The organism is Salipiger sp. ABF4_146 (genome assembly GCF_056161345.1).
Genome location: NZ_JBSWYX010000001.1, coordinates 15,387 through 33,861 on the forward strand (window position 1 = coordinate 15,387; position 18,475 = coordinate 33,861).

Annotated in this window: 16 protein-coding genes; 9 read left to right on the plus strand and 7 right to left on the minus strand. The window is 66.0% G+C overall.

The genetic code is table 11. The features are described from left to right. Window positions 1-8 precede the first annotated feature (8 nt). The 3 genes from ACXAJT_RS00090 (at window position 9) to ACXAJT_RS00100 (ending at window position 5,180) form a co-directional block, all read left to right on the plus strand. On the plus strand, window positions 9-1,772 hold the full coding sequence (locus ACXAJT_RS00090) for a sensor histidine kinase (RefSeq protein ID WP_475231638.1): 1,764 nt from the start codon (window positions 9-11) through the stop codon (window positions 1,770-1,772). 63 nt (window positions 1,773-1,835) lie between these two features. After that, on the plus strand, window positions 1,836-3,170 hold the full coding sequence (locus tag ACXAJT_RS00095; RefSeq protein WP_475231641.1) for a sigma-54-dependent transcriptional regulator: 1,335 nt from the start codon (window positions 1,836-1,838) through the stop codon (window positions 3,168-3,170). A gap of 171 nt (window positions 3,171-3,341) precedes the next feature. Further along, window positions 3,342-5,180 carry a putative bifunctional diguanylate cyclase/phosphodiesterase gene (locus tag ACXAJT_RS00100; RefSeq protein WP_475231643.1) on the plus strand — a complete coding sequence of 613 codons (1,839 nt, stop codon included), beginning with the start codon at window positions 3,342-3,344 and terminating at the stop codon, window positions 5,178-5,180. A gap of 9 nt (window positions 5,181-5,189) precedes the next feature. Here the strand turns inward: ACXAJT_RS00100 and ACXAJT_RS00105 are convergent, their stop codons facing one another. Together ACXAJT_RS00105 and mnmA are read right to left on the minus strand one after the other, a co-directional pair. Then, window positions 5,190-5,522: a DnaJ family domain-containing protein gene (locus ACXAJT_RS00105; RefSeq protein WP_475231645.1), complete on the minus strand. Its 333-nt coding sequence runs from the start codon at window positions 5,520-5,522 to the stop codon at window positions 5,190-5,192. A gap of 76 nt (window positions 5,523-5,598) precedes the next feature. Continuing rightward, complete coding sequence (gene mnmA, locus ACXAJT_RS00110; protein ID WP_475231649.1) at window positions 5,599-6,741, minus strand: tRNA 2-thiouridine(34) synthase MnmA; 1,143 nt, start codon at window positions 6,739-6,741, stop codon at window positions 5,599-5,601. A gap of 421 nt (window positions 6,742-7,162) precedes the next feature. On the opposite strand from mnmA, the gene sciP reads away from it, so the two are divergent. The 5 genes from sciP (at window position 7,163) to ACXAJT_RS00135 (ending at window position 13,382) form a co-directional block, all read left to right on the plus strand. Further along, window positions 7,163-7,447, plus strand: coding sequence for a CtrA inhibitor SciP (gene sciP, locus ACXAJT_RS00115; RefSeq protein WP_475231651.1), 285 nt, complete (start codon window positions 7,163-7,165; stop codon window positions 7,445-7,447). A gap of 254 nt (window positions 7,448-7,701) precedes the next feature. Beyond that, window positions 7,702-8,409 carry a response regulator transcription factor CtrA gene (gene ctrA / locus ACXAJT_RS00120; RefSeq protein WP_475231653.1) on the plus strand — a complete coding sequence of 236 codons (708 nt, stop codon included), beginning with the start codon at window positions 7,702-7,704 and terminating at the stop codon, window positions 8,407-8,409. Window positions 8,410-8,472: 63 nt separating this feature from the next. After that, window positions 8,473-10,911 carry an NAD-dependent DNA ligase LigA gene (gene ligA / locus ACXAJT_RS00125; protein WP_475231655.1) on the plus strand — a complete coding sequence of 813 codons (2,439 nt, stop codon included), beginning with the start codon at window positions 8,473-8,475 and terminating at the stop codon, window positions 10,909-10,911. 22 nt (window positions 10,912-10,933) lie between these two features. Continuing rightward, window positions 10,934-13,024 carry an ATP-dependent DNA helicase RecG gene (gene recG / locus ACXAJT_RS00130; RefSeq protein WP_475231657.1) on the plus strand — a complete coding sequence of 697 codons (2,091 nt, stop codon included), beginning with the start codon at window positions 10,934-10,936 and terminating at the stop codon, window positions 13,022-13,024. Window positions 13,025-13,235: 211 nt separating this feature from the next. Beyond that, window positions 13,236-13,382 (plus strand): hypothetical protein, encoded by a 147-nt coding sequence (locus tag ACXAJT_RS00135; protein WP_475231659.1) that lies wholly within the window; start codon window positions 13,236-13,238, stop codon window positions 13,380-13,382. Window positions 13,383-13,663: 281 nt separating this feature from the next. Here the strand turns inward: ACXAJT_RS00135 and ACXAJT_RS00140 are convergent, their stop codons facing one another. After that, the gene (locus ACXAJT_RS00140; protein WP_475231663.1) at window positions 13,664-14,128 is read right to left on the minus strand and encodes an iron-sulfur cluster assembly scaffold protein; all 465 of its coding nucleotides are present in this window, start codon (window positions 14,126-14,128) and stop codon (window positions 13,664-13,666) included. A 69-nt stretch (window positions 14,129-14,197) separates the two neighbouring features. Between ACXAJT_RS00140 and hisI the strand changes: the two genes are divergently transcribed. Next, a complete protein-coding gene (hisI, locus tag ACXAJT_RS00145; RefSeq protein WP_475231666.1) occupies window positions 14,198-14,557 on the plus strand; it encodes a phosphoribosyl-AMP cyclohydrolase in 360 nt (119 codons plus the stop codon). A gap of 178 nt (window positions 14,558-14,735) precedes the next feature. Here hisI and gluQRS read toward each other — a convergent pair whose 3' ends face one another. From gluQRS to hemA, 4 genes are all read right to left on the minus strand, one after another. Next, window positions 14,736-15,611, minus strand: a complete 876-nt coding sequence (gene gluQRS / locus ACXAJT_RS00150) for a tRNA glutamyl-Q(34) synthetase GluQRS (RefSeq protein ID WP_475231669.1) — start codon at window positions 15,609-15,611, stop codon at window positions 14,736-14,738. A gap of 1 nt (window position 15,612) precedes the next feature. Continuing rightward, the gene (locus tag ACXAJT_RS00155; protein WP_475231671.1) at window positions 15,613-15,837 is read right to left on the minus strand and encodes a hypothetical protein; all 225 of its coding nucleotides are present in this window, start codon (window positions 15,835-15,837) and stop codon (window positions 15,613-15,615) included. Next, window positions 15,834-17,186, minus strand: a complete 1,353-nt coding sequence (gene trmFO / locus ACXAJT_RS00160; protein ID WP_475231673.1) for a methylenetetrahydrofolate--tRNA-(uracil(54)-C(5))-methyltransferase (FADH(2)-oxidizing) TrmFO — start codon at window positions 17,184-17,186, stop codon at window positions 15,834-15,836. Before trmFO ends, ACXAJT_RS00155 begins: the two co-directional genes overlap by 4 nt. Window positions 17,187-17,259: 73 nt before the next feature. Continuing rightward, window positions 17,260-18,474 carry a 5-aminolevulinate synthase gene (gene hemA, locus ACXAJT_RS00165; RefSeq protein WP_475231675.1) on the minus strand — a complete coding sequence of 405 codons (1,215 nt, stop codon included), beginning with the start codon at window positions 18,472-18,474 and terminating at the stop codon, window positions 17,260-17,262. Window position 18,475 lies beyond the last annotated feature (1 nt).

Here is an 18,475-nt window from a genome sequence, read left to right on the forward strand (position 1 = left end):
TGGGCGCCATGTCGGAGCCCGCCAACGATCAAAAAGACCGCAGGCGCTCGGGCCCGCTTAGCTGGCGGGTGCGGGTTGCCTTGATCGTGCTGCTGGTGCTGGCGGTCAGCACGGTGTGGATCACCAACGTTCTGCTGACCGACCGCTCCACCGCCTCGACGCGCAACCGCGCCGAACTGCGGCTGGCGCTTTATTCCGGCAACATCCTTTCGGAACTGCGCCGCAACGCCATCGTGCCGCAGCTTCTGGCGCGCGACCCGGCGCTGATCGGCGCGCTCAACTCCAATGATTTCAGCCAGTCGACGCAGCGCCTGATCTCTTATGTGGACGAGATCGGCGCGGCCTCGCTGATGCTGCTCGACCGTGACGGGCGCACCGTGGCGGCGACCGACCGCAACCGGCTGGGCCAGAACCACCGGGGCGAGGCCTATTACGTCGACGCGCTGCGTTCGAATACCACCGTCTTCACCGTGCAGGAGCGCGAGGCGGGCGGCTACGCCTTCACCTATTCGCGCCGGGTGGAAAGCCAGAACTCCGCCATCGGGGTGATCGTGGTTGAGGTCGATCTGGCCAAGTTCGAACGGGCTTGGGCGGGGATTACCGACGCCGTCGCGGTGCTCGACTCCGAGGGGCACATCATCCTCGCCACCGAGCCGCGCTGGCGCGGGCTGACGATGGACGAGGCGCTGGCCCGGCAGCCCGCCGAGAACGCCATAGAGCGCGCCATCAAGGCCACCGCCGATTGGACCGCGCTGCCCGCTGACGCCTATTTGCGCGGCGAGGCGGTGATGCGCATCGACGGGCGTATCCCGTTCCGCGGCTGGACCATGGCGACCTTCACCACCTACGCCTCGGTGCGCGAGAAGGTGAACGCGGTGCTGGCGCTGGAGATCATGGCCTTTGCTCTGCTGGCGGCGCTGGCGTTCTACGCGCTGTCGCGCAAGACCGCGCTGCGCATGGCGCTGTTCCAGCGCGAAAGCGTCGAGTTGCGCGCGCTCAACGCCCGTCTGCAGCGCGAGATCGCCGAACGTGAGAAGGTGCAGAAGGATCTGGCCAGCGCCGAGCAGACGCTGGAGCAAAGCTCGAAGCTCGCCGCGCTTGGCGAGATGTCCGCCGCCGTCAGCCACGAGTTGAACCAGCCGCTGGCGGCGATGAAGACCTATCTTGCCGGGGCGCGGCTTCTGCTGAACCGCAACCGCCCCGAGGAGGCGATGACCGCCTTTTCGCGCATCGATGACCTGATCGAGCGCATGGGGGCGATCACCCGCCAGCTCAAAAGCTATGCCCGCAAAGGGCAGGCCAATTTCGTGCCGGTGGATATGGGGGAGGCGCTGGCCTCCTCGCTGTCGATGATGGAGCCGCAACTCAAGGCGCGGCGCGTCCGCATCAGCAAGATCCTGCCCGATGTGCCGGTGCGGGTGATGGGCGACCGGATGCGCATCGAGCAGGTTCTGGTGAACCTGCTGCGCAACGCCATCGACGCCACCAAGTCGGTGGCCAACCCCGAGATCGAGATCATCCTCGCCAGCGGCGAGACCGCGACGCTGAGCGTGCGCGACAATGGCCACGGGATCGAGGATCTCGATGCGCTGTTCGAGCCGTTCTACACCACCAAGCAGCCCGGCGACGGCACCGGCCTCGGGCTCGCGATTTCTTCGGGGATCGTCGCCGATCTGGGCGGGCGGCTCACGGCCCGGAACGGAACCGAGGGCGGGGCTGTTTTCGAGATGCAGCTGCCTATCTTGAACCAGAGCCACGCGGCGGCAGAGTGAGCCGCGCGCCATGACGAGTACGACACCGCGTAAGAAGAACACAACAAAAGGCGACCAGACCGAATGACCAAAGCCATGAAGATCGCCATCGTCGACGATGAAAAGGACATGCGCCAGTCGATCAGCCAATGGCTGGCCTTGTCGGGCTACGACACCGAAACCTATTCCAGCGCCGAAGAGGCGCTTGGCGCGGTCGGTGCCGATTATCCGGGGATCGTGATCTCGGATATCCGCATGCCCGGCATGGATGGCATCCAGCTGCTGCGCAAGCTGATGGGCAATGATTCCGCGCTGCCGGTCATCATGATCACCGGCCACGGCGACGTGCCGATGGCCGTCGAAGCGATGCGCATCGGCGCGTATGACTTCCTTGAAAAGCCCTTCAACCCCGACCGCATGTCGGAACTGGCGAAGAAGGCGACCAACGCCCGCCGCCTGACGCTCGACAACCGGGTGCTGCGCCGCGAGCTTTCGGACGGCGGCCAGCTGATGAGCAAGCTCATCGGTCAGAGCCCGGCGATGGAACGGCTGCGCGAGGATGTGCTGGATCTGGGGCAGGCCGATGGTCATGTGCTGATCGATGGCGAGACCGGCACCGGCAAGACGCTGATCGCCCACGCGCTGCACGCGGTCGGCAGCCGCGCCGGCAAGAAGTTCGTGTTGATCTCTTGCGCGGCGATGGATGAGGACGCGCTGATGCGCCGCCTGTTCGGCCCGATGCAGCCCGAGGACACCCGTCTGCCGGCGATCGAGGAAGCGCGCGGCGGGACGCTGGTGCTCGAGGACATCGAAAGCCTGTCGGACGCGTCGCAGGCGCGGCTGCTGTCGGTGATCAACGATCAGGGCACCCCGCCCGAGACCCGCATCGTGGCGATCTGCAACCTGCAGGACGAGGGCCGCACCTGCGAGACCGCGCTGCGCCCCGACCTGTACTACCGGCTCGCGGCGCTGAAGATCACCGTGCCGCCGCTGCGCCAGCGCGGCGAGGACATCCTGTCGCTGTTCACCCGCTTCTCCGAGCAGTTCTCGGACGAATACGGCTGCGACGCGCCGCAGGTTTCGGCGCAGGAGGCGGCGCAGTTGCTGCAAGCGCCATGGCCGGGCAACGTGCGCCAGCTCATCAACCTTGCCGAGCGCGCGGTGCTGCAGTCGCGCCGCGGCACGGGCACCATCGCGTCGCTGCTGATGAACGACCACGAAGACATGCAGCCGGTGATGACCACGGAGGGCAAGCCGCTGAAGGAATACGTCGAAGCCTTCGAGCGCATGCTGATCGACAATACCATGCGCCGTCACAAGGGCTCGATCTCTTCGGTGATGGACGAGCTTTGCCTGCCGCGCCGCACGCTGAACGAGAAGATGGCCAAATACGGCCTGCAGCGCTCGGATTACCTCTGACGCTGTCGGGCGTGGCCCGCGGGTCTTAACGACTTCTTAATTTTTCCGATCAAACCTGATGGAACCTCCCGACCTAGGCCGGGAGGTTTTTCCAGATCCGGCAGCGCGACGCGCTGCCTTGGTTTGATTGACGATATTTAAGGGGTTCAGACGCGCGGGAGGGGCGCAGAAATGAACAGTCTGCCGCATATTGGGCTGTTAGGCACCGAGAGCGACCTTCCGATTTCGGAACTCGACTCCCTGCTTGACCGGATCGGCGCTGCCGCGCTGCCGCTGACCGGCGCCGAGGCCTGTGTCATCGATCTTTCGCCGGACATCGTGGCGCATCGCGCGGTGCGCATGGCCGCACCCCTCAGCGGACCGCTGGCCGACTGCATGAAGGATATTGTGCGCACCGCTGCCGAGACGCGTCGTGCCAACCCGGCGACAGCGCGTGCGGGCCTGACAGAGCCCATGGCCGAACGTGTCGTGGGCGGGGTCACGTATCTTTTCCTGCACAGACGCATCACCGGCGCATGTGGCCTGCTGTTGGGGGAGCTTTTACTTGGATATGACGCGGGTCGGACAACGCCGGAGCAGGCTGAGCAGGGGGCGCATCACTTTCATGCGCTGTTGGCGGCGCTGCTGTCGGAGCGCCGCGGCAAGCTGGCCATGGCGCGGGATCTGGCCGCGCTGGATCGTCATACCGCGCAGCTGCAGCGCCGGTTGCGCAAGGACCCGCTGACCGGGCTCGAGAACGCCACCTCCTTTGGTGCTGCCGCCCGCGATGATCTTGCGGCCGGGCGCAGCGCGCAGGCGCTGGTGCTGTTCGACGTGGACCACTTCAAGGACATCAACGATCTGTACGGGCACCAGTTTGGCGATGCCTACCTGCGCGCCATCGCCGGGGCGCTTCGCGGAAGCTTGCCCGCAGAGGCTCGGATCGGCCGCATGGGCGGGGATGAGTTCGCGGCGCTGCTGCGTCTGCCAAGCGATCCCGAGCCGGTGCTGGCAAGCGTTCTGCGGCGCTGTCAGGCTGCATTGCAGCGCGTCGGCGAATCTTTGGGCAAGCCGGACTTAGGCAGCGTGAGTATCGGTGCGGCGCTGTTTCCGCGGCAGGCAGAAACCTACGACACGTTGTTCGAGCTTGCCGATACGGCGCTCTACGCGGCCAAACGGGCCGGGCGCGGCGCCGATCTGTTGTTCGATCCCCGCCGCCATCTGCGCTTCAGCCTGCGCGATCTCATGCGCAACTTCTCCGGCGCGCTGGCCGCCGGAGAGGTGCGGCCGGTGTTTCAGCCGGTGGTCGATCTCGCAACGGGGCACTGCTCCGGCTACGAGGTCTTGGCCCGCTGGCAGGGGCCAGGCGGCGAGGTTGTCGGCCCGGAGCTTTTCTCTCCGATCTTCGAAAGCCCGGTGCTGGCCGAGCAGTTGACGCGGAGCATGATCGGGCAGGCCGCCGAATGGCTCAGCCGTTTGCCGCAGCCCCACGGTACCGCGGGGCAGCCTCTGCGCATCGGGATCAACGTCACCCGGTTCGACCTGACCAACCGCGATTTCGCCGAGGACCTTGGCAGGCTTCTCGAAGATCTGGGGCTGGGCTGGCAGGTGCTGGTGATCGAAGTGCCCGAGACCGTCATGCTGGGCGAAACCGGCGGCGGAGTGTTCGAGGCGCTGCGCGATCTGCGCGCCCGTGGCGCAAAGATCGCCCTCGACGATTTCGGCACCGGCTACGGAAGCCTGCGCCATCTTGGCATCTGGCCGATCGACATCCTGAAGATCGACCGTCAGTTTGTGCAGGGCCTCAGCGCCCGCCCGCGAGATCGCGCGGTGGTCGAGGCGATCCTGAGCATGGCGCGCCGTTTCGGCTTTCGGGTGGTGGCTGAAGGCATCGAGACGCCGGGCCAGTTGAGCTACCTTCGGGCCATGGGCTGTGACGCCGGGCAGGGGCATCTCATCGCGCCGCCGCTGAGCATAGAGGAACTGGCTGACGCGCCGGCTGTCTACGCGCTCGGCGCGGTGGCGGGATGATCCGGGGGATCAATCGCGCAGAAACCGCCTGCGCGCCTCCTCGGCCATCGCCTGCCGCATCTCAAGCTCCGCCAGCCGCGCCATCGCCGCGCGCCGCGCTTGCGGGTTTCTGAGCGCGGTGAGAGCGTCGCGCTGCTGCGCCACCTGCTTTTTCAGGGTGATTTCTTCGGTCAGGGCACCAGCTTCGGGCATGATGCGAAATCCCATGGCCTCGCCGGGGACGAGATGCGCCTCGCCGCTGCGGTCGGGCAACGGGTGTCCTTCCCCCTGCAGTCCCTGCAGCTTGCCCTCGGCAAGCGACTTCAGGATCCGGCGTTCAGTCAGACGGCTCAGCCATGACACGCAAAGGCCCATCCTTTCACCGAAAGGATGGGCCTTGTCACGATGGGGCGCAGGCGCGGCGCGGCGCGGTCGATCGTCAGTAGCCGCGCCAAATCCAGCCACCGCCGAAGATGCGGCTGCTTTCGGGGGCGTAGAACACGCAGGCCTGACCGGGGCTGACGCCTTCTTCGGGGGTCAGCAACTCGACCTCGGCCTCGGTGTCCGAGATCGGGCGGATGATCGCATCGCGCGGCGGGCGGGTCGAGCGGACCTTCACCTTCAGGTGCCATTCGTCCCGGCTGGTGAACGGCTCATCGCCAAGCCAGTTGATCTCGCGCACCGGCACCTTACGGGTCGCCAGCATCTCTTTCGGGCCAACGATCACCTGCTTGTTGTCGACGTCGAGCTTGACCACATAGAGCGGCTCTTCCAGCCCGCCAATGCCAAGCCCGCGGCGCTGGCCGATGGTGTAGTGGATGACGCCCTTGTGGGTGCCGAGCTTGCGACCGTCCGCATGCACGATCTCGCCCGGTTCCGCCGCGCCAGGGCGCAGCTTTTCGATCACCGAGGCGTAGTTGCCGTCGGGCACGAAGCAGATGTCCTGACTGTCGGGCTTGTCAGCCACCGACAGGCCATACTTGGCCGCCAGTTCGCGCGTCTCTGCCTTGCTCTTGAGATGCCCCAGCGGGAAGCGCAGATACGACAGCTGCTCGGGCGTGGTCGAGAACAGGAAGTAGCTCTGGTCCCGGTTGGCGTCGGCGGCCGAGTGCAGTTCGGGGCCCTCATCGCCGGTCATGCGCTGGATGTAATGGCCGGTGGCCATGCAGTCTGCGTCAAGGTCCTTGGCGGTTTCCAGCAGGTCCTTGAACTTCACCCGCTCGTTGCAGCGGATGCAGGGCACCGGGGTGGCACCGCCAAGGTAGCTCTCAGCGAATTCGTCGATCACCGCATCCTTGAAGATGTTCTCGTAGTCCAGAACGTAGTGCGGGAAGCCCATCTGCTCGGCCACGCGGCGGGCATCGTGGATGTCGATGCCGGCGCAGCAGGCGCCTTTCTTGGCCAGGGCCGCGCCATGGTCGTAGAGCTGCAGCGTCACGCCCACCACGTCATAGCCTTCTTCGGCCAGCATGGCGGCGACGACAGAGCTGTCCACGCCGCCGGACATGGCGACGACAACCCGCGTGTCGGCGGGGGCTTTCGCAAATCCAAGCGAGTTCAGGGTCTGGGTATCGAGGGCCATCATCAATCTCCGGGAGTCCGGGGGAATATAGGAAAATGCCTCATACTAACAAGGGCGCGTTTTAGACAGCATTAAATCACGCAAGCCCAATATGCGTTACCCCCATAGCTCCTTTTCGGGATCGTTTGTCTACGGGAGCGCCTCTCTTTGGCAGCGCGCCGTTTCGGGAACGCGCGTTTCGAAAATGCGCCGTTTCGAAAATGCTCGGGGGCGGGCTGGGCCGCTGCCAAAAGGGCTGTCAGGGGCTCAACGCGGCTAGAGGCTGTGCGTCTTGGGGCCTTGAGTCTTGGGGCCTTGCATCTTGAGGCCGTGCTTCGTGGATGTGGGCACTTTGTGTGGGGGAGAGAGCCAGGGCTGGGGAGACACGAAGTTGGAGAGACGGGCCTTGCAGGCAGAACTTGAACCATCTGGGACGACGGTGATGTACCTCAAGAAGATCGATGGCCCCCGTGCCGTGACCTTGCCCGACGGTTCGATCATGACCCGCGCTGATCTGCCGCCGCCCGAAACGCGGCGCTGGGTCGCCTCGCGCAAGGCGGCGGTCGTGCGGGCGGTGCGCTACGGGTTGCTCACCGAAACGCAGGCAATGGAATACTACGCGCTAAGCAGCGAAGAGCTGGAAGAATGGGTGCGTGCCGTTTCCGCACATGGCGAAGAGGCTCTGAAAGCCACGCTGGTTCAACGCTTTCGAGATCCGGCACCGTGAGTGGATATTGCCGCTCGAGCTACGTCTCGACTGGGAAAACCCGTTTGCCGCGCTCGTCTGGCACATCACTGGATGAGCCGTGTCACGGCACGGGCCGTTCGGCTAGGAGAGCTATCCGTTTGGGTTTCGTTCTAAAGTTGAACTACTCTCGGTCTTCCCTAGACTGGCCGAGGGAACCCGAGGTCGCAGTAAAGAACGATTAACTAATTTGGGACAGGCTCGGTCCTAGGGGTAAGAGAGAAGCGGAGACAGCCATGCGAATCCTTCTGGTTGAAGATGATCCAACCACATCGAAAAGCATCGAGCTGATGCTGAACCACGCCAATCTGAATGTCTACGCCACCGATCTCGGGGAAGAGGGGATCGATCTGGCGAAGCTCTACGACTACGATCTGATCCTGCTCGACCTGAACCTGCCCGACATCCACGGCCACGAGGTGCTGCGGCAACTGCGGCTGGCGCGGATCAATACGCCGATCCTGATCCTGTCGGGGGCCGACGACACCGAAAATAAGATCAAGGGCTTCGGGTTCGGTGCCGATGACTATCTGACCAAGCCTTTCCACCGCGACGAGCTTGTGGCGCGCATCCACGCGATCATTCGCAGATCGAAAGGGCATTCGCAGTCGATCATCCGCACCGGCAAGGTGTCGGTGAACCTCGACGCCAAGACCGTGACCGTGGCAGAGCGTCCGGTGCATCTTACCGGCAAGGAATACCAGATGCTCGAGCTTCTTTCGCTGCGCAAAGGCACCACGCTCACCAAGGAGATGTTCCTCAATCATCTCTACGGCGGCATGGACGAACCAGAGCTGAAGATCATTGACGTGTTCATCTGCAAGCTGCGTAAAAAGCTCTCGGAGGCCACCGGCGATGAGAACTACATCGAGACGGTCTGGGGGCGCGGCTACGTGCTGCGCGATCCCGAGCCGCCGGTTGGCGCCATGGCAGTCAACGGCTGACTGGACGCGCCCCGCCGCGCGCCCTATCACGTCCCCCAAACGGCGTGATCGAGGGATGCGGCAATGGCCCAGCAAGTGGCGGAAAAACCGGTTGGTGATCTGACGGAAGCGGAGGCACGCGACGAGCTGGCACGGCTCGCGGAAAGTCTTTCGCAGGCGAACATTGCCTATCATACCGAGGATGCGCCCGAGATCTCGGACGCCGACTATGACGCGCTGAAACAGCGCAACCTCGCCATTGAAACGCGCTTCCCGGCGCTCAAGCGCGAAGATAGCCCCAGTGAGCAGGTCGGCGCGCCGCTGGCCGAGGGGTTCTCGAAGGTGCGTCATGCAGTGCGCATGATGTCGCTGGGCAATGCCTTTGAGGCCGATGAGGTGACGGAGTTCGACGGGCGCATCCGCCGCTACCTCGGCATGTCGCAATTTGCCGAGCTGGCCTATACAGCCGAGCCAAAGATCGACGGGCTCTCGCTCTCGTTGCGCTACGAGAAGGGCGTGCTGGTGCAGGCTGCCACCCGCGGCGATGGCGCCGAGGGGGAGAATGTCACCGGGAATGCCCGCACGATCGATGACATCCCGCAACAGCTTGACGGTGCGCCGGAGGTTTTGGAAGTGCGCGGCGAGGTCTACATGAGCCACGCCGATTTCGCAGCGCTCAATGAGCGTCAGGAAGCCCGCGGCGGCAAGACCTTCGCCAACCCGCGCAACGCCGCCGCCGGATCGCTGCGGCAGCTTGATGCCGAGATCACCCGCGCCCGCCCGCTGAAATTCTTTGCCTACGCGTGGGGCGAGTTGTCGGCGCCGCTGGCGCAGACGCAGATGGCGGCCATCGAGCGGCTGCAGGCGCTGGGCTTTGTCACCAATCCGCTGACGCAGCTCTGCGACGGCCCGGACGAGATGATCGCGCACTACCGCAAGATCGAAGAGCAACGCGCAACGCTCGGCTATGACATCGACGGTGTGGTCTACAAGGTCAACGACCTTGCGCTGCAGGGGCGGCTGGGCTTCCGGTCCACCACGCCGCGCTGGGCGATCGCCCATAAGTTCCCGGCCGAACTGGCGTGGACCCGGCTTGAGGGGATCGACATTCAAGTCGGCCGCACCGGCGCGCTTAGCCCCGTCGCACGGTTGACGCCGGTGACCGTGGGCGGCGTCGTGGTCTCCAACGCCACGCTGCACAACGAGGATTACATCGCCGGGCGCGACGCCAAAGGCGAGGTGATCCGCCCCGATGCCGAGGGCAACGCCAAGGACATCCGCAGCGGTGATTGGGTGCAGGTCTACCGCGCCGGCGACGTGATCCCCAAGGTGGCGGACGTCGATCTGACCAAACGCCCCGAGGATGCGCAGCCCTACGCGTTCCCGCAGGTCTGCCCCGAGTGCGGTTCCGAGGCGATCCGCGAAGAGGGCGACGCGGTGCGCCGCTGCACCGGCGGGCTGATCTGCCCGGCGCAGGCGGTGGAGAAGCTCAAGCACTTCGTCTCGCGCGCGGCCTTCGACATCGACGGGCTGGGCGCCAAGCAGGTCGAGCAGTTCTACTTCATCCACTGGGTCGAGGAGCCCGCCGACATCTTCACGCTGGCCGAGCGCAATGCGGCGGGCGACAAGCTCAAGCCGGGCCTCGAGCCATTCCTCGACCGCCAGTTCGCCAACGCGGGGCGCGCCGAGGAACTGCGGGAGAAATACGGCGAAGTGCTGCGCGCACTCGAGGTGCCGGTGGACGAAACCGACCCCGACGCGCTGCCGAAAGCCATTCGCTTCCTGTCCGAAAAGCCGCTGTCGCGGATCAAGGGGTGGGGCGAGAAGAGCGCGGGCAAGCTGTTCGAGGCGATCGATGCGCGCCGCCGGATCGAGCTCAACCGGGTGATCTTTGCGCTTGGCATGCGCCACGTGGGCGAGGTCGTGGCGAATGATTTGGCGCGGCATTACCTGAGCTGGGATGCGCTGATTTCCGGCGTCGATCAGGCGCTGCCCGCCGCCGAACGCTACCGCAAGGCCGAGGCCGCGGTGGAGGCGGAGCGCAAGGCCGCTGCCGCCGAGGGCCGCCGCGCCCGGATCAAGGAAACGCAGGACGCGGTCTGGGCCGAGGCGCCGCAGGTGCCGGCTGAGGCGAAATCTGCGTGGAACGATCTTGTTGGCATCGACGGCATCGGCGCGACCGTGGCGGTTTCGCTGGTCACCTCGATGAACCAAGAGGCCGAGCGCGCTTCGATCGACCGATTGGCGGCGCATCTCGACATTCAGGATGCTGAGCGGCCGGCCACCGAGGGCAGCCCCGTGGCAGGCAAGACCGTGGTGTTCACCGGCACGCTGGAAAAGATGACCCGGGCCGAGGCCAAGGCCCGCGCAGAGGCGCTGGGGGCCAAAGTGTCGGGCTCGGTGTCGAAGAAGACCGACATTCTTGTCGCCGGTCCCGGCGCTGGCAGCAAAGAGACCAAGGCGCGCGAGCTTGGCATCGAGATTATGGACGAGGACGCCTGGCTGGCGCTGATCGGGGGGTGACACCGCAGATGGGAAGCGCCGCATGAGCCAGCGCCCGGAACCGCTCTGGCCGCTGTTTGCCGAGCTCAAGACGCTGGATGGCGTCGGCCCGAAGACCGCGCAGGCCTTCGAGGCGCTGGACGTGCATGCCCCGCGCGACCTGCTGCTGACCCTGCCGCATTCGGTGATCGACCGCCGCCCGCGCGCCTCGGTGCAGGAGGCGGTGCTGTCGGGGACGGTGACGGTCGAGGTGCAGGTGCTGCGCCACATGAAGCCCGCGGTGAAGGGGCGGCCCTATCGCATTCAGGTCGAGGACGGCGAGGGGCCGTTCCAGCTGGTGTTCTTCCATGGCCGCGCCGATTATCTCACCCGCGTGTTGCCCGAAGGCTCGCGGCGGCTGGTCTCCGGCAAGGTCGAGATCTTCGACGGCATGGCGCAGATGGTCCACCCCGACCACATCCTGCCGCTCGACGAGGCGCATACGCTGCCCGATTTCGAGCCGGTCTACCCGCTGACCTCCGGGGTCACGCAAAAGCTCATGGCTCGCGCCATCCGCGATGCCATGACACGCGCGCCGCAGATGCCCGAATGGATCGACGGCCCGCTGAAGGACCGCGAGGGCTGGCCCGATTGGCACGAGGCGCTCGAGGCGGCCCATGCGCCGGACGGGATGGACGCGCTCAGCCCCTCGGCCCCGGCCCGCGCGCGCCTCGCCTATGACGAGCTGATGGCGCATCAACTGACGCTGGGGCTGGCGCGGATCAACCGCCGCCGTGGCAAGGGGCATCCCACCATGGGCGACGGCCACCTGCGCCGCCGCGTGCTTGCGGCGCTGCCGTACCGGCCCACCGGCGCGCAGTTGCGCGCCATGGACGAGATCGCCGGCGACATGGCCGACGAGAGCCGGATGAACCGTCTGCTGCAGGGGGACGTGGGCGCGGGCAAGACGCTGGTCGCCTTCATGGCGCTGCTTGTCGCGGTCGAATCCGGCGGGCAGGGCGTGATGATGGCGCCGACCGAAATCCTCGCCCGCCAGCATCTCGAGGGGCTGCAGCCGCTGGCCGAGAGCGCCGGGGTGGTTGTGGAAATCCTCACCGGCCGCGACAAGGGCGGCGAGCGCAAGGCCAAGCTCAAGGCGCTGGCAGAGGGCAACATCCACATCCTTGTGGGCACCCACGCGGTGTTCCAGGACGACGTGGTTTTCAACGCCCTGCGCCTTGCCATCGTCGATGAGCAGCATCGCTTCGGCGTGAGGCAGCGGCTGGAACTGGGCCGCAAGGGGCAGGGCGCCGACGTGCTGGTGATGACCGCAACACCGATCCCGCGCAGCCTGGCGCTGGCGCAATACGGCGACATGGATGTCTCGGTGCTCGACGAGAAGCCGCCGGGGCGCAAGCCGGTGCAGACCGCGCTGGTCTCCACCGAGCGCATGGGCGAGGTGGTCGAACATCTGCGCAAGGCGGTGGCCGAGGGGCGGCAGGCCTATTGGGTCTGCCCGCTGGTCGAGGAGAGCGAGGTGTCTGACCTCACCGCCGCTGAGGAACGCTTCAAGCGGCTGCGCGCGCAGCTGGGCGACGAGGTGGCGGGGCTGGTGCATGGTCAGATGCCGCCCGCCGAAAAGGACGCGGCCATGGCGCGCTTCGTTGCGGGCGAGACCAAGGTGCTGGTGGCCACCACGGTGATCGAGGTGGGGGTGAACGTGCCCAACGCCTCGATCATGGTGATCGAACGGGCCGAGATCTTCGGGCTGGCGCAGCTGCATCAGCTGCGCGGCCGGGTCGGACGTGGCGAGGCGGCCTCGACCTGTCTGCTGATGTACCAGCCGCCGCTGAGCGAGACCGGCTCGAAGCGTCTGACCACGCTGCGCGAGACCGAGGACGGGTTTCGCATCTCCGAGGTCGATCTGCAGATGCGTGGCGCGGGCGATCTGATCGGCACCGCGCAGTCCGGCCTGCCGCGCTTCAAGGTCGCGGACCTCGAGGCGCAGTCGGGGCTGATGGCCATGGCGCAGAGCGATGCGCGCAAGCTGCTGGCCGAGGACCCGGCGCTGCAGTCAGAGCGCGGCCGCGCCGCGCGGCTGCTGCTGTGGCTGATGCGGCAGGATGAGGCGATCGGGCTGATTTCCGTCGGCTGAGCGTCTTGCTGCACGTTCTCTAACCCCTTTTAAAAAATTAACTTTCCCTCTCTCGCGCCGCCGGGCGGCGCATGAGAAGCATGTGTGTTCCTATCCGAGTTCTCCGATGTTCCCACAATGTTCTTAAAAAGTTCTTTACACGACTCGGCCGCTATGAGAACAAAAGAGCAACAGAGAACATGATGAGAACACGCTCATAGGGAGAGCCGAGATGATTGCCATGATCCGCACCACCGTGACCCGCGCCCAGTACAAATCTCAGCAACCGATGTCGCGCGCATCGCTGGTGGCGGACATGATCGGTGCACTGTCCCTCGTCGTCATCCTCGTGGGCGCGCTGCACCTGCCGCTGCTCTGAATTTTGGATTTCTGCCTGCGGTCTTGTGCCGGGCGGCCGACGCATCCCTGTCCCTCGATGCGTGCGCCTGTTTCCCCATCCGGGTCGCCTGATCCCCGGACGCGCTGAAAACGGTCTTTCCGGCCCACCAAGACACGCCACTGCCGCCGCCTTCCTCCCAGGGAACGCGGCGGTTTTTTTGTTTGGGTGTGTCGGGGAAGTCTGAGTGTCAGGGCGCCGGCTTGTCCCGGCGCCGCTGTTCCCGGCGCCGCCGTCTCAGGGGGTCGCAGGCGTGGGCGGGGTCAGGCGCGCTGCTTGGCAGCGACCTCGTTGGCCGCTTCCGTCGCGGCGTCCAGCGCCAGCATGATCGAGGCGTGCCGGTTCTTATAGGCGCTGGCGGGGCGCAGCACCTCAAGCCCGTCGAACGGTGCGGGCGGGGTTGGCCCATCGTCCTTGAGCATGGCGCGCAGCGCGTCCCGCGCCTGCGCCAGATCTTCGGGCGTCGCGCCGATGATCGCATCGCCCACCACCGAGGCCGCCGCCTGACCCAGTGCGCAGGCCTTTACGTCCTGCCCGTAGTCGCTGACCTTGCCGTCCTGCAGCGACAGATCCACGGTCACGGTCGAGCCGCAGAGCGGCGAGCGCTTCTTCACCGTGGCGTCGGGATGGTCCAGCCGTTCGGTCCGCGGGATATCTGCCGCCAGCGCAAGGATGCGCGTCGAGTAAAGCTTGATCAGGTCGGTTTCTGCGGAAGTGTCTGCGGACATGGGTTTCCCTTTCGGCTCGCCCCCCATAGATAGGGCGCGTGCGCGGCGGCTGCAAAAAGGAATTTCATCATGAGCTTCGATCCTGCGACTTTGGTCTATGACGCCAACGGTCTGATCCCCTGCATCGCGCAGCAGGAGGGCACGGGCGAGGTGCTGATGATGGCGTGGATGAATGCGGAGTCGGTGGCACGCACGCTGCAGACCGGCCGCGTCACCTATTGGTCGCGCTCGCGCCAGAGCTTCTGGGTGAAGGGCGAAAGCTCGGGCCATGTTCAAAAGCTGGTCGAACTGCGCGTGGATTGCGACCGCGATTGCCTGCTCGCTGTGGTCGATCAGACCGGCCCCGCCTGCCACACCAACCGCCGCAGCTGCTTTTACACCGCGCTGCGCGGCGGCGAGGAAGTGGAGATCATGACACCGGTGGGCTAGGGCTGAGACGCGCCGGCATGAGTATTTTTGGAAAGATGAAAGACCCAGGTCCTTCTTCTCTTTCCAAATACGCTGGGGTGAGGCGCGCAGCGCCGAGGGGCGGAGCCCCTGAAACGCCCCTGAAACGCCAAAGCTGGGGGCCCCTGAGGAGCCCTATGACTCTCTTCAGCGGAGCCGCTTAGCGCTCCAGCCCCACCATCCGTCTGATGTCATCGGGCGTTGCGCCGCTGTCGCGGTAGGTGGCGATGGCCCGCGCGTCATCGCGTTTTGCCAGCCGCTTGCCCTGCGCGTCGCGGATCAAATCGTGGTGGTGGTAGACCGGCGTCACCAGCCCGAGCAGGTGCTGCAGCACCACGTGGATCGCGGTCGCCTCGAAGAGATCGCGCCCGCGCAAGACATGAGTGATGCCCTGCGCCGCGTCGTCCAGCACCACCGACAGATGGTAGGACCCGGGAAAGTCGCGGCGCGAGAGCACCACGTCGCCGATGCCGTGGATCAGCACCTCGGGCGCAACGACGATAGGGCCGGTCTCTCCGGCGGGACCGGCGCCGGTTTCTTCGAAGCTCAGCGGCGCGTCGATCTGCGCCAGCGCCTTGTGCATGTTCAGCCGCAGCGCTTCGCCGCGTGGGCGCGGCAAGGCGCCATAGCCGGGCGCCAGAAGATTGCGGCAGGTGCCGGGGTAGACAAGGCCGTCCGGGCCATAGGCGGGCTCTGCGCCCTCCTGTGGCGCCGAGGCGGCGGCCTGAATGTCGCGGCGGCTGCAATGGCAGGGGTAGATCAGTTCGCGCGCCCAGAGATCGTCCAGCGCCGCCTCATAGGCGGGCAGACGGTCCGACTGGCGCATCGGCGGTTCGTCCCATGTCAGTCCCAGCCAGCGCAGGTCATCGTAGATCTGCGCCTCCCAGTGGGGCCGGGAGCGGGTGCTGTCGATGTCTTCGATGCGCAGGAGGAAAGCGCCGCCCGCCGCCCGGGCCATGCCCTCGGCCAGCAGCGCCGAATAGGCGTGGCCGAGGTGCAGAGGCCCGGTGGGCGAGGGGGCGAAACGCGTACGCAAATCAGTCGTCGTCGCGGCGATAGGCCTTCTCGATGCGGCGGGTGCGGCGCTCCTCGCCGGACTGGTAGATCAGCACCCATGCCAGCAGGATGAACATCGGATGCGTCAGCCCGCCCGAGAAGATGATCGCCGGCACCCAGATCAGAAAGACCACGATCGACAGGATCGGTCGCCCGGTCAGCAGGATCGACAGCGGCGGCAGCAGCAGGGCGAGCACGTAGTTCATGCCGGCACCTCCTGCGCGGCCAGCCACTCCTGCCAGACACCCTTGGCGCGGTCGGTATAGGCCTTGTAGCGGTCCTTGCGGCCGCGGCGACCGCCGCGCAGCCCTTCAAGCGGGCGGAACAGGCCGAAGTTGACGTTCATCGGCTGGAAGGTCTTCGCCTCAGCGCCGCCGGTGATGTGGTGGATGAGCGCGCCATGGGCGCTGTCCTGCGGCACATCGGCGACCGGCTGGCCGAGGATCTCGGCGGCGGCCATGCGGCCCGCGACGAGCCCCATCGAGGCGCTTTCCACATAGCCTTCGACGCCGGTGATCTGCCCGGCGAAGCGCAGGTTCGGGCGGCTCTTGAAGCGCATCTGCGAATCCAGCAGCGTCGGTGAGTTGAGGAAAGTGTTGCGATGAATGCCCCCCAGACGCGCGAAGCTGGCGTTCTGCAGCCCCGGAATGCGGCGGAACACCTCGGTCTGCGCGCCGTATTTCATTTTCGTCTGGAAGCCGACGATGTTGTAGAGCGTGCCGAGCGCGTTGTCGCGGCGCAGCTGCACAACGGCATAGGCCTTTTCCTCGGGCTTGTGCGGGTTGGTCAGGCCGACCGGCTTCATCGGCCCGTGGCGCAGCGTCTCGCGCCCGCGTTCGGCCATCACCTCGATCGGCAGGCAGCCGTCGAAGTAGCCGGCGGTCTCGCCCTCGTGGAACTCGGTCTTATCGGCGGCCAGAAGCGCATCGATGAAGCCTTCGTACTGCTCCTTGGTCATCGGGCAGTTGATATAGGCCTTTTGCTCTTCTTCGGTCTCGCCCTTGTCGTAGCGGCTCTGCAGCCACGCGGTGTCCATGTCGATCGTGTCGAAATAAACGATGGGCGCGATGGCGTCGAAGAAGGCCAGCGCCTCGGTCCCGGTCTCTGCCTGCAGCGCCTTGCCGAGCGCGCCGGAGGTCAGCGGGCCGGTGGCGAAGATCCAGTGACCGTCGTCGGGCAGTTCGGTGATCTCTTCGTCGCTCACCGAAACGTTGGGCAGGGCGCGCAGTTTTTCGGTGACGGTTTCCGAGAACGGATCGCGGTCCACCGCCAGCGCGCCGCCCGCGGGCAGCCGGTGGGCATCGGCGCTGTGCATGATCAGCGAGCCCGCCTGCCGCATCTCCCAGTGCAGGAGCCCGACGGCGTTCTGCTCATCATCATCCGAGCGGAAGGAATTGGAACAGACCATTTCGGCCAGATTGCCGGTGCGATGGGCGAAGGTTTCCACCTTGGGCCGCATCTCGTGAATGACCACGTCGACACCCAGCCGCGCCGCCTGCCATGCGGCCTCGGACCCGGCCATGCCGCCGCCCACGATATGAAGAGTTTTGCTCATGCGGGGCAGATAGGCGATCCGCGCCCCGGTGTTAAGGGGGCGCGGCGTGCCGGAGGGGGAAAATTGCCGCCGCCTATTGGGCGGCCATGGGCCGGCGGGCGAGCTGGCATTCGGTCCACAGCGCCTCGAGCGCCTCGGTGAGATGGGCGACTTGCGCCGCGGTGTGCACCGGCGATGGGGTGATGCGCAGCCGCTCGGTGCCGCGCGGAACGGTGGGATAGTTGATCGGCTGGATATAGATGCCGTGCTCTTGCAGCAGCCGGTCCGAGATGTAGCGGCATTTCTGCGGGCAGCCGACCATCACCGGAATGATGTGACTTGGGTTCTGCAGATGCGGAATGCCGATCCGGTCGAGCTCGGCCCGGACCTGAACCACGGCGGCGCGCTGCGCCTTGCGCTCGGCGTCCGAGTGTTTGAGATGCGCCACGGCGGCGCGGGCACCAGCGGCCACGGCAGGCGGCAGCGCGGTGGTGAAAATAAAGCCCGACGCGAAGCTGCGGATAAAATCGCAGGTGGCGGCGGAGGCGGCGATATAGCCGCCCATCACGCCATAGGCCTTGCCCAGCGTGCCTTGGATCACGTCGATGCGGTGCATCAGCCCCTCGCGCTCGGCCACGCCGCCGCCGCGCGGCCCATAGAGGCCGACCGCATGCACCTCGTCGAGATAGGTCATGGCGTTGTAGCGCTCGGCCAGATCGCAGATCTCGGCAATGGGGGCGATGTCGCCATCCATGGAATAGACGCTCTCGAAAGCGATGAGTTTCGGCTGGTCGTGCGGCAGCACGGCGAGGTGGCGCTCGAGGTCTTGCAGATCGTTGTGCTTCCAGATGATCCGCTGCGCCTTGGAGTGGCGGATGCCCTCGATCATCGAGGCGTGGTTGAGCGCGTCCGACAGGATCACCAGATCGGGGATGCGCGCCCCCAGCGTTCCGAGCGCCGCCCAGTTCGACACATAGCCCGAGGTGAACAGCAGCGCCGCGTCCTTGCCGTGCAGATCGGCAAGTTCGGCCTCCAGCAAGACATGCGCATGCGTGGTGCCAGAGATATTGCGGGTGCCACCGGCCCCGGCACCGCAGGCGTCGAGCGCACCGTGCATCGCGTCCAGCACCGCGGGGTGCTGGCCCATGCCGAGATAGTCGTTCGAGCACCAGACGGTGACTTCGCGCCCCTCGCCATGATGGGTTGCGGCGGGAAAGTCGCCGCGATGACGTTCAAGCTCGGCGAAATGGCGGTAGTTGCCGTCCTCTTTCAGCCGTTTGAGGTGGTCGCGAAATAGGGCCTCATACATG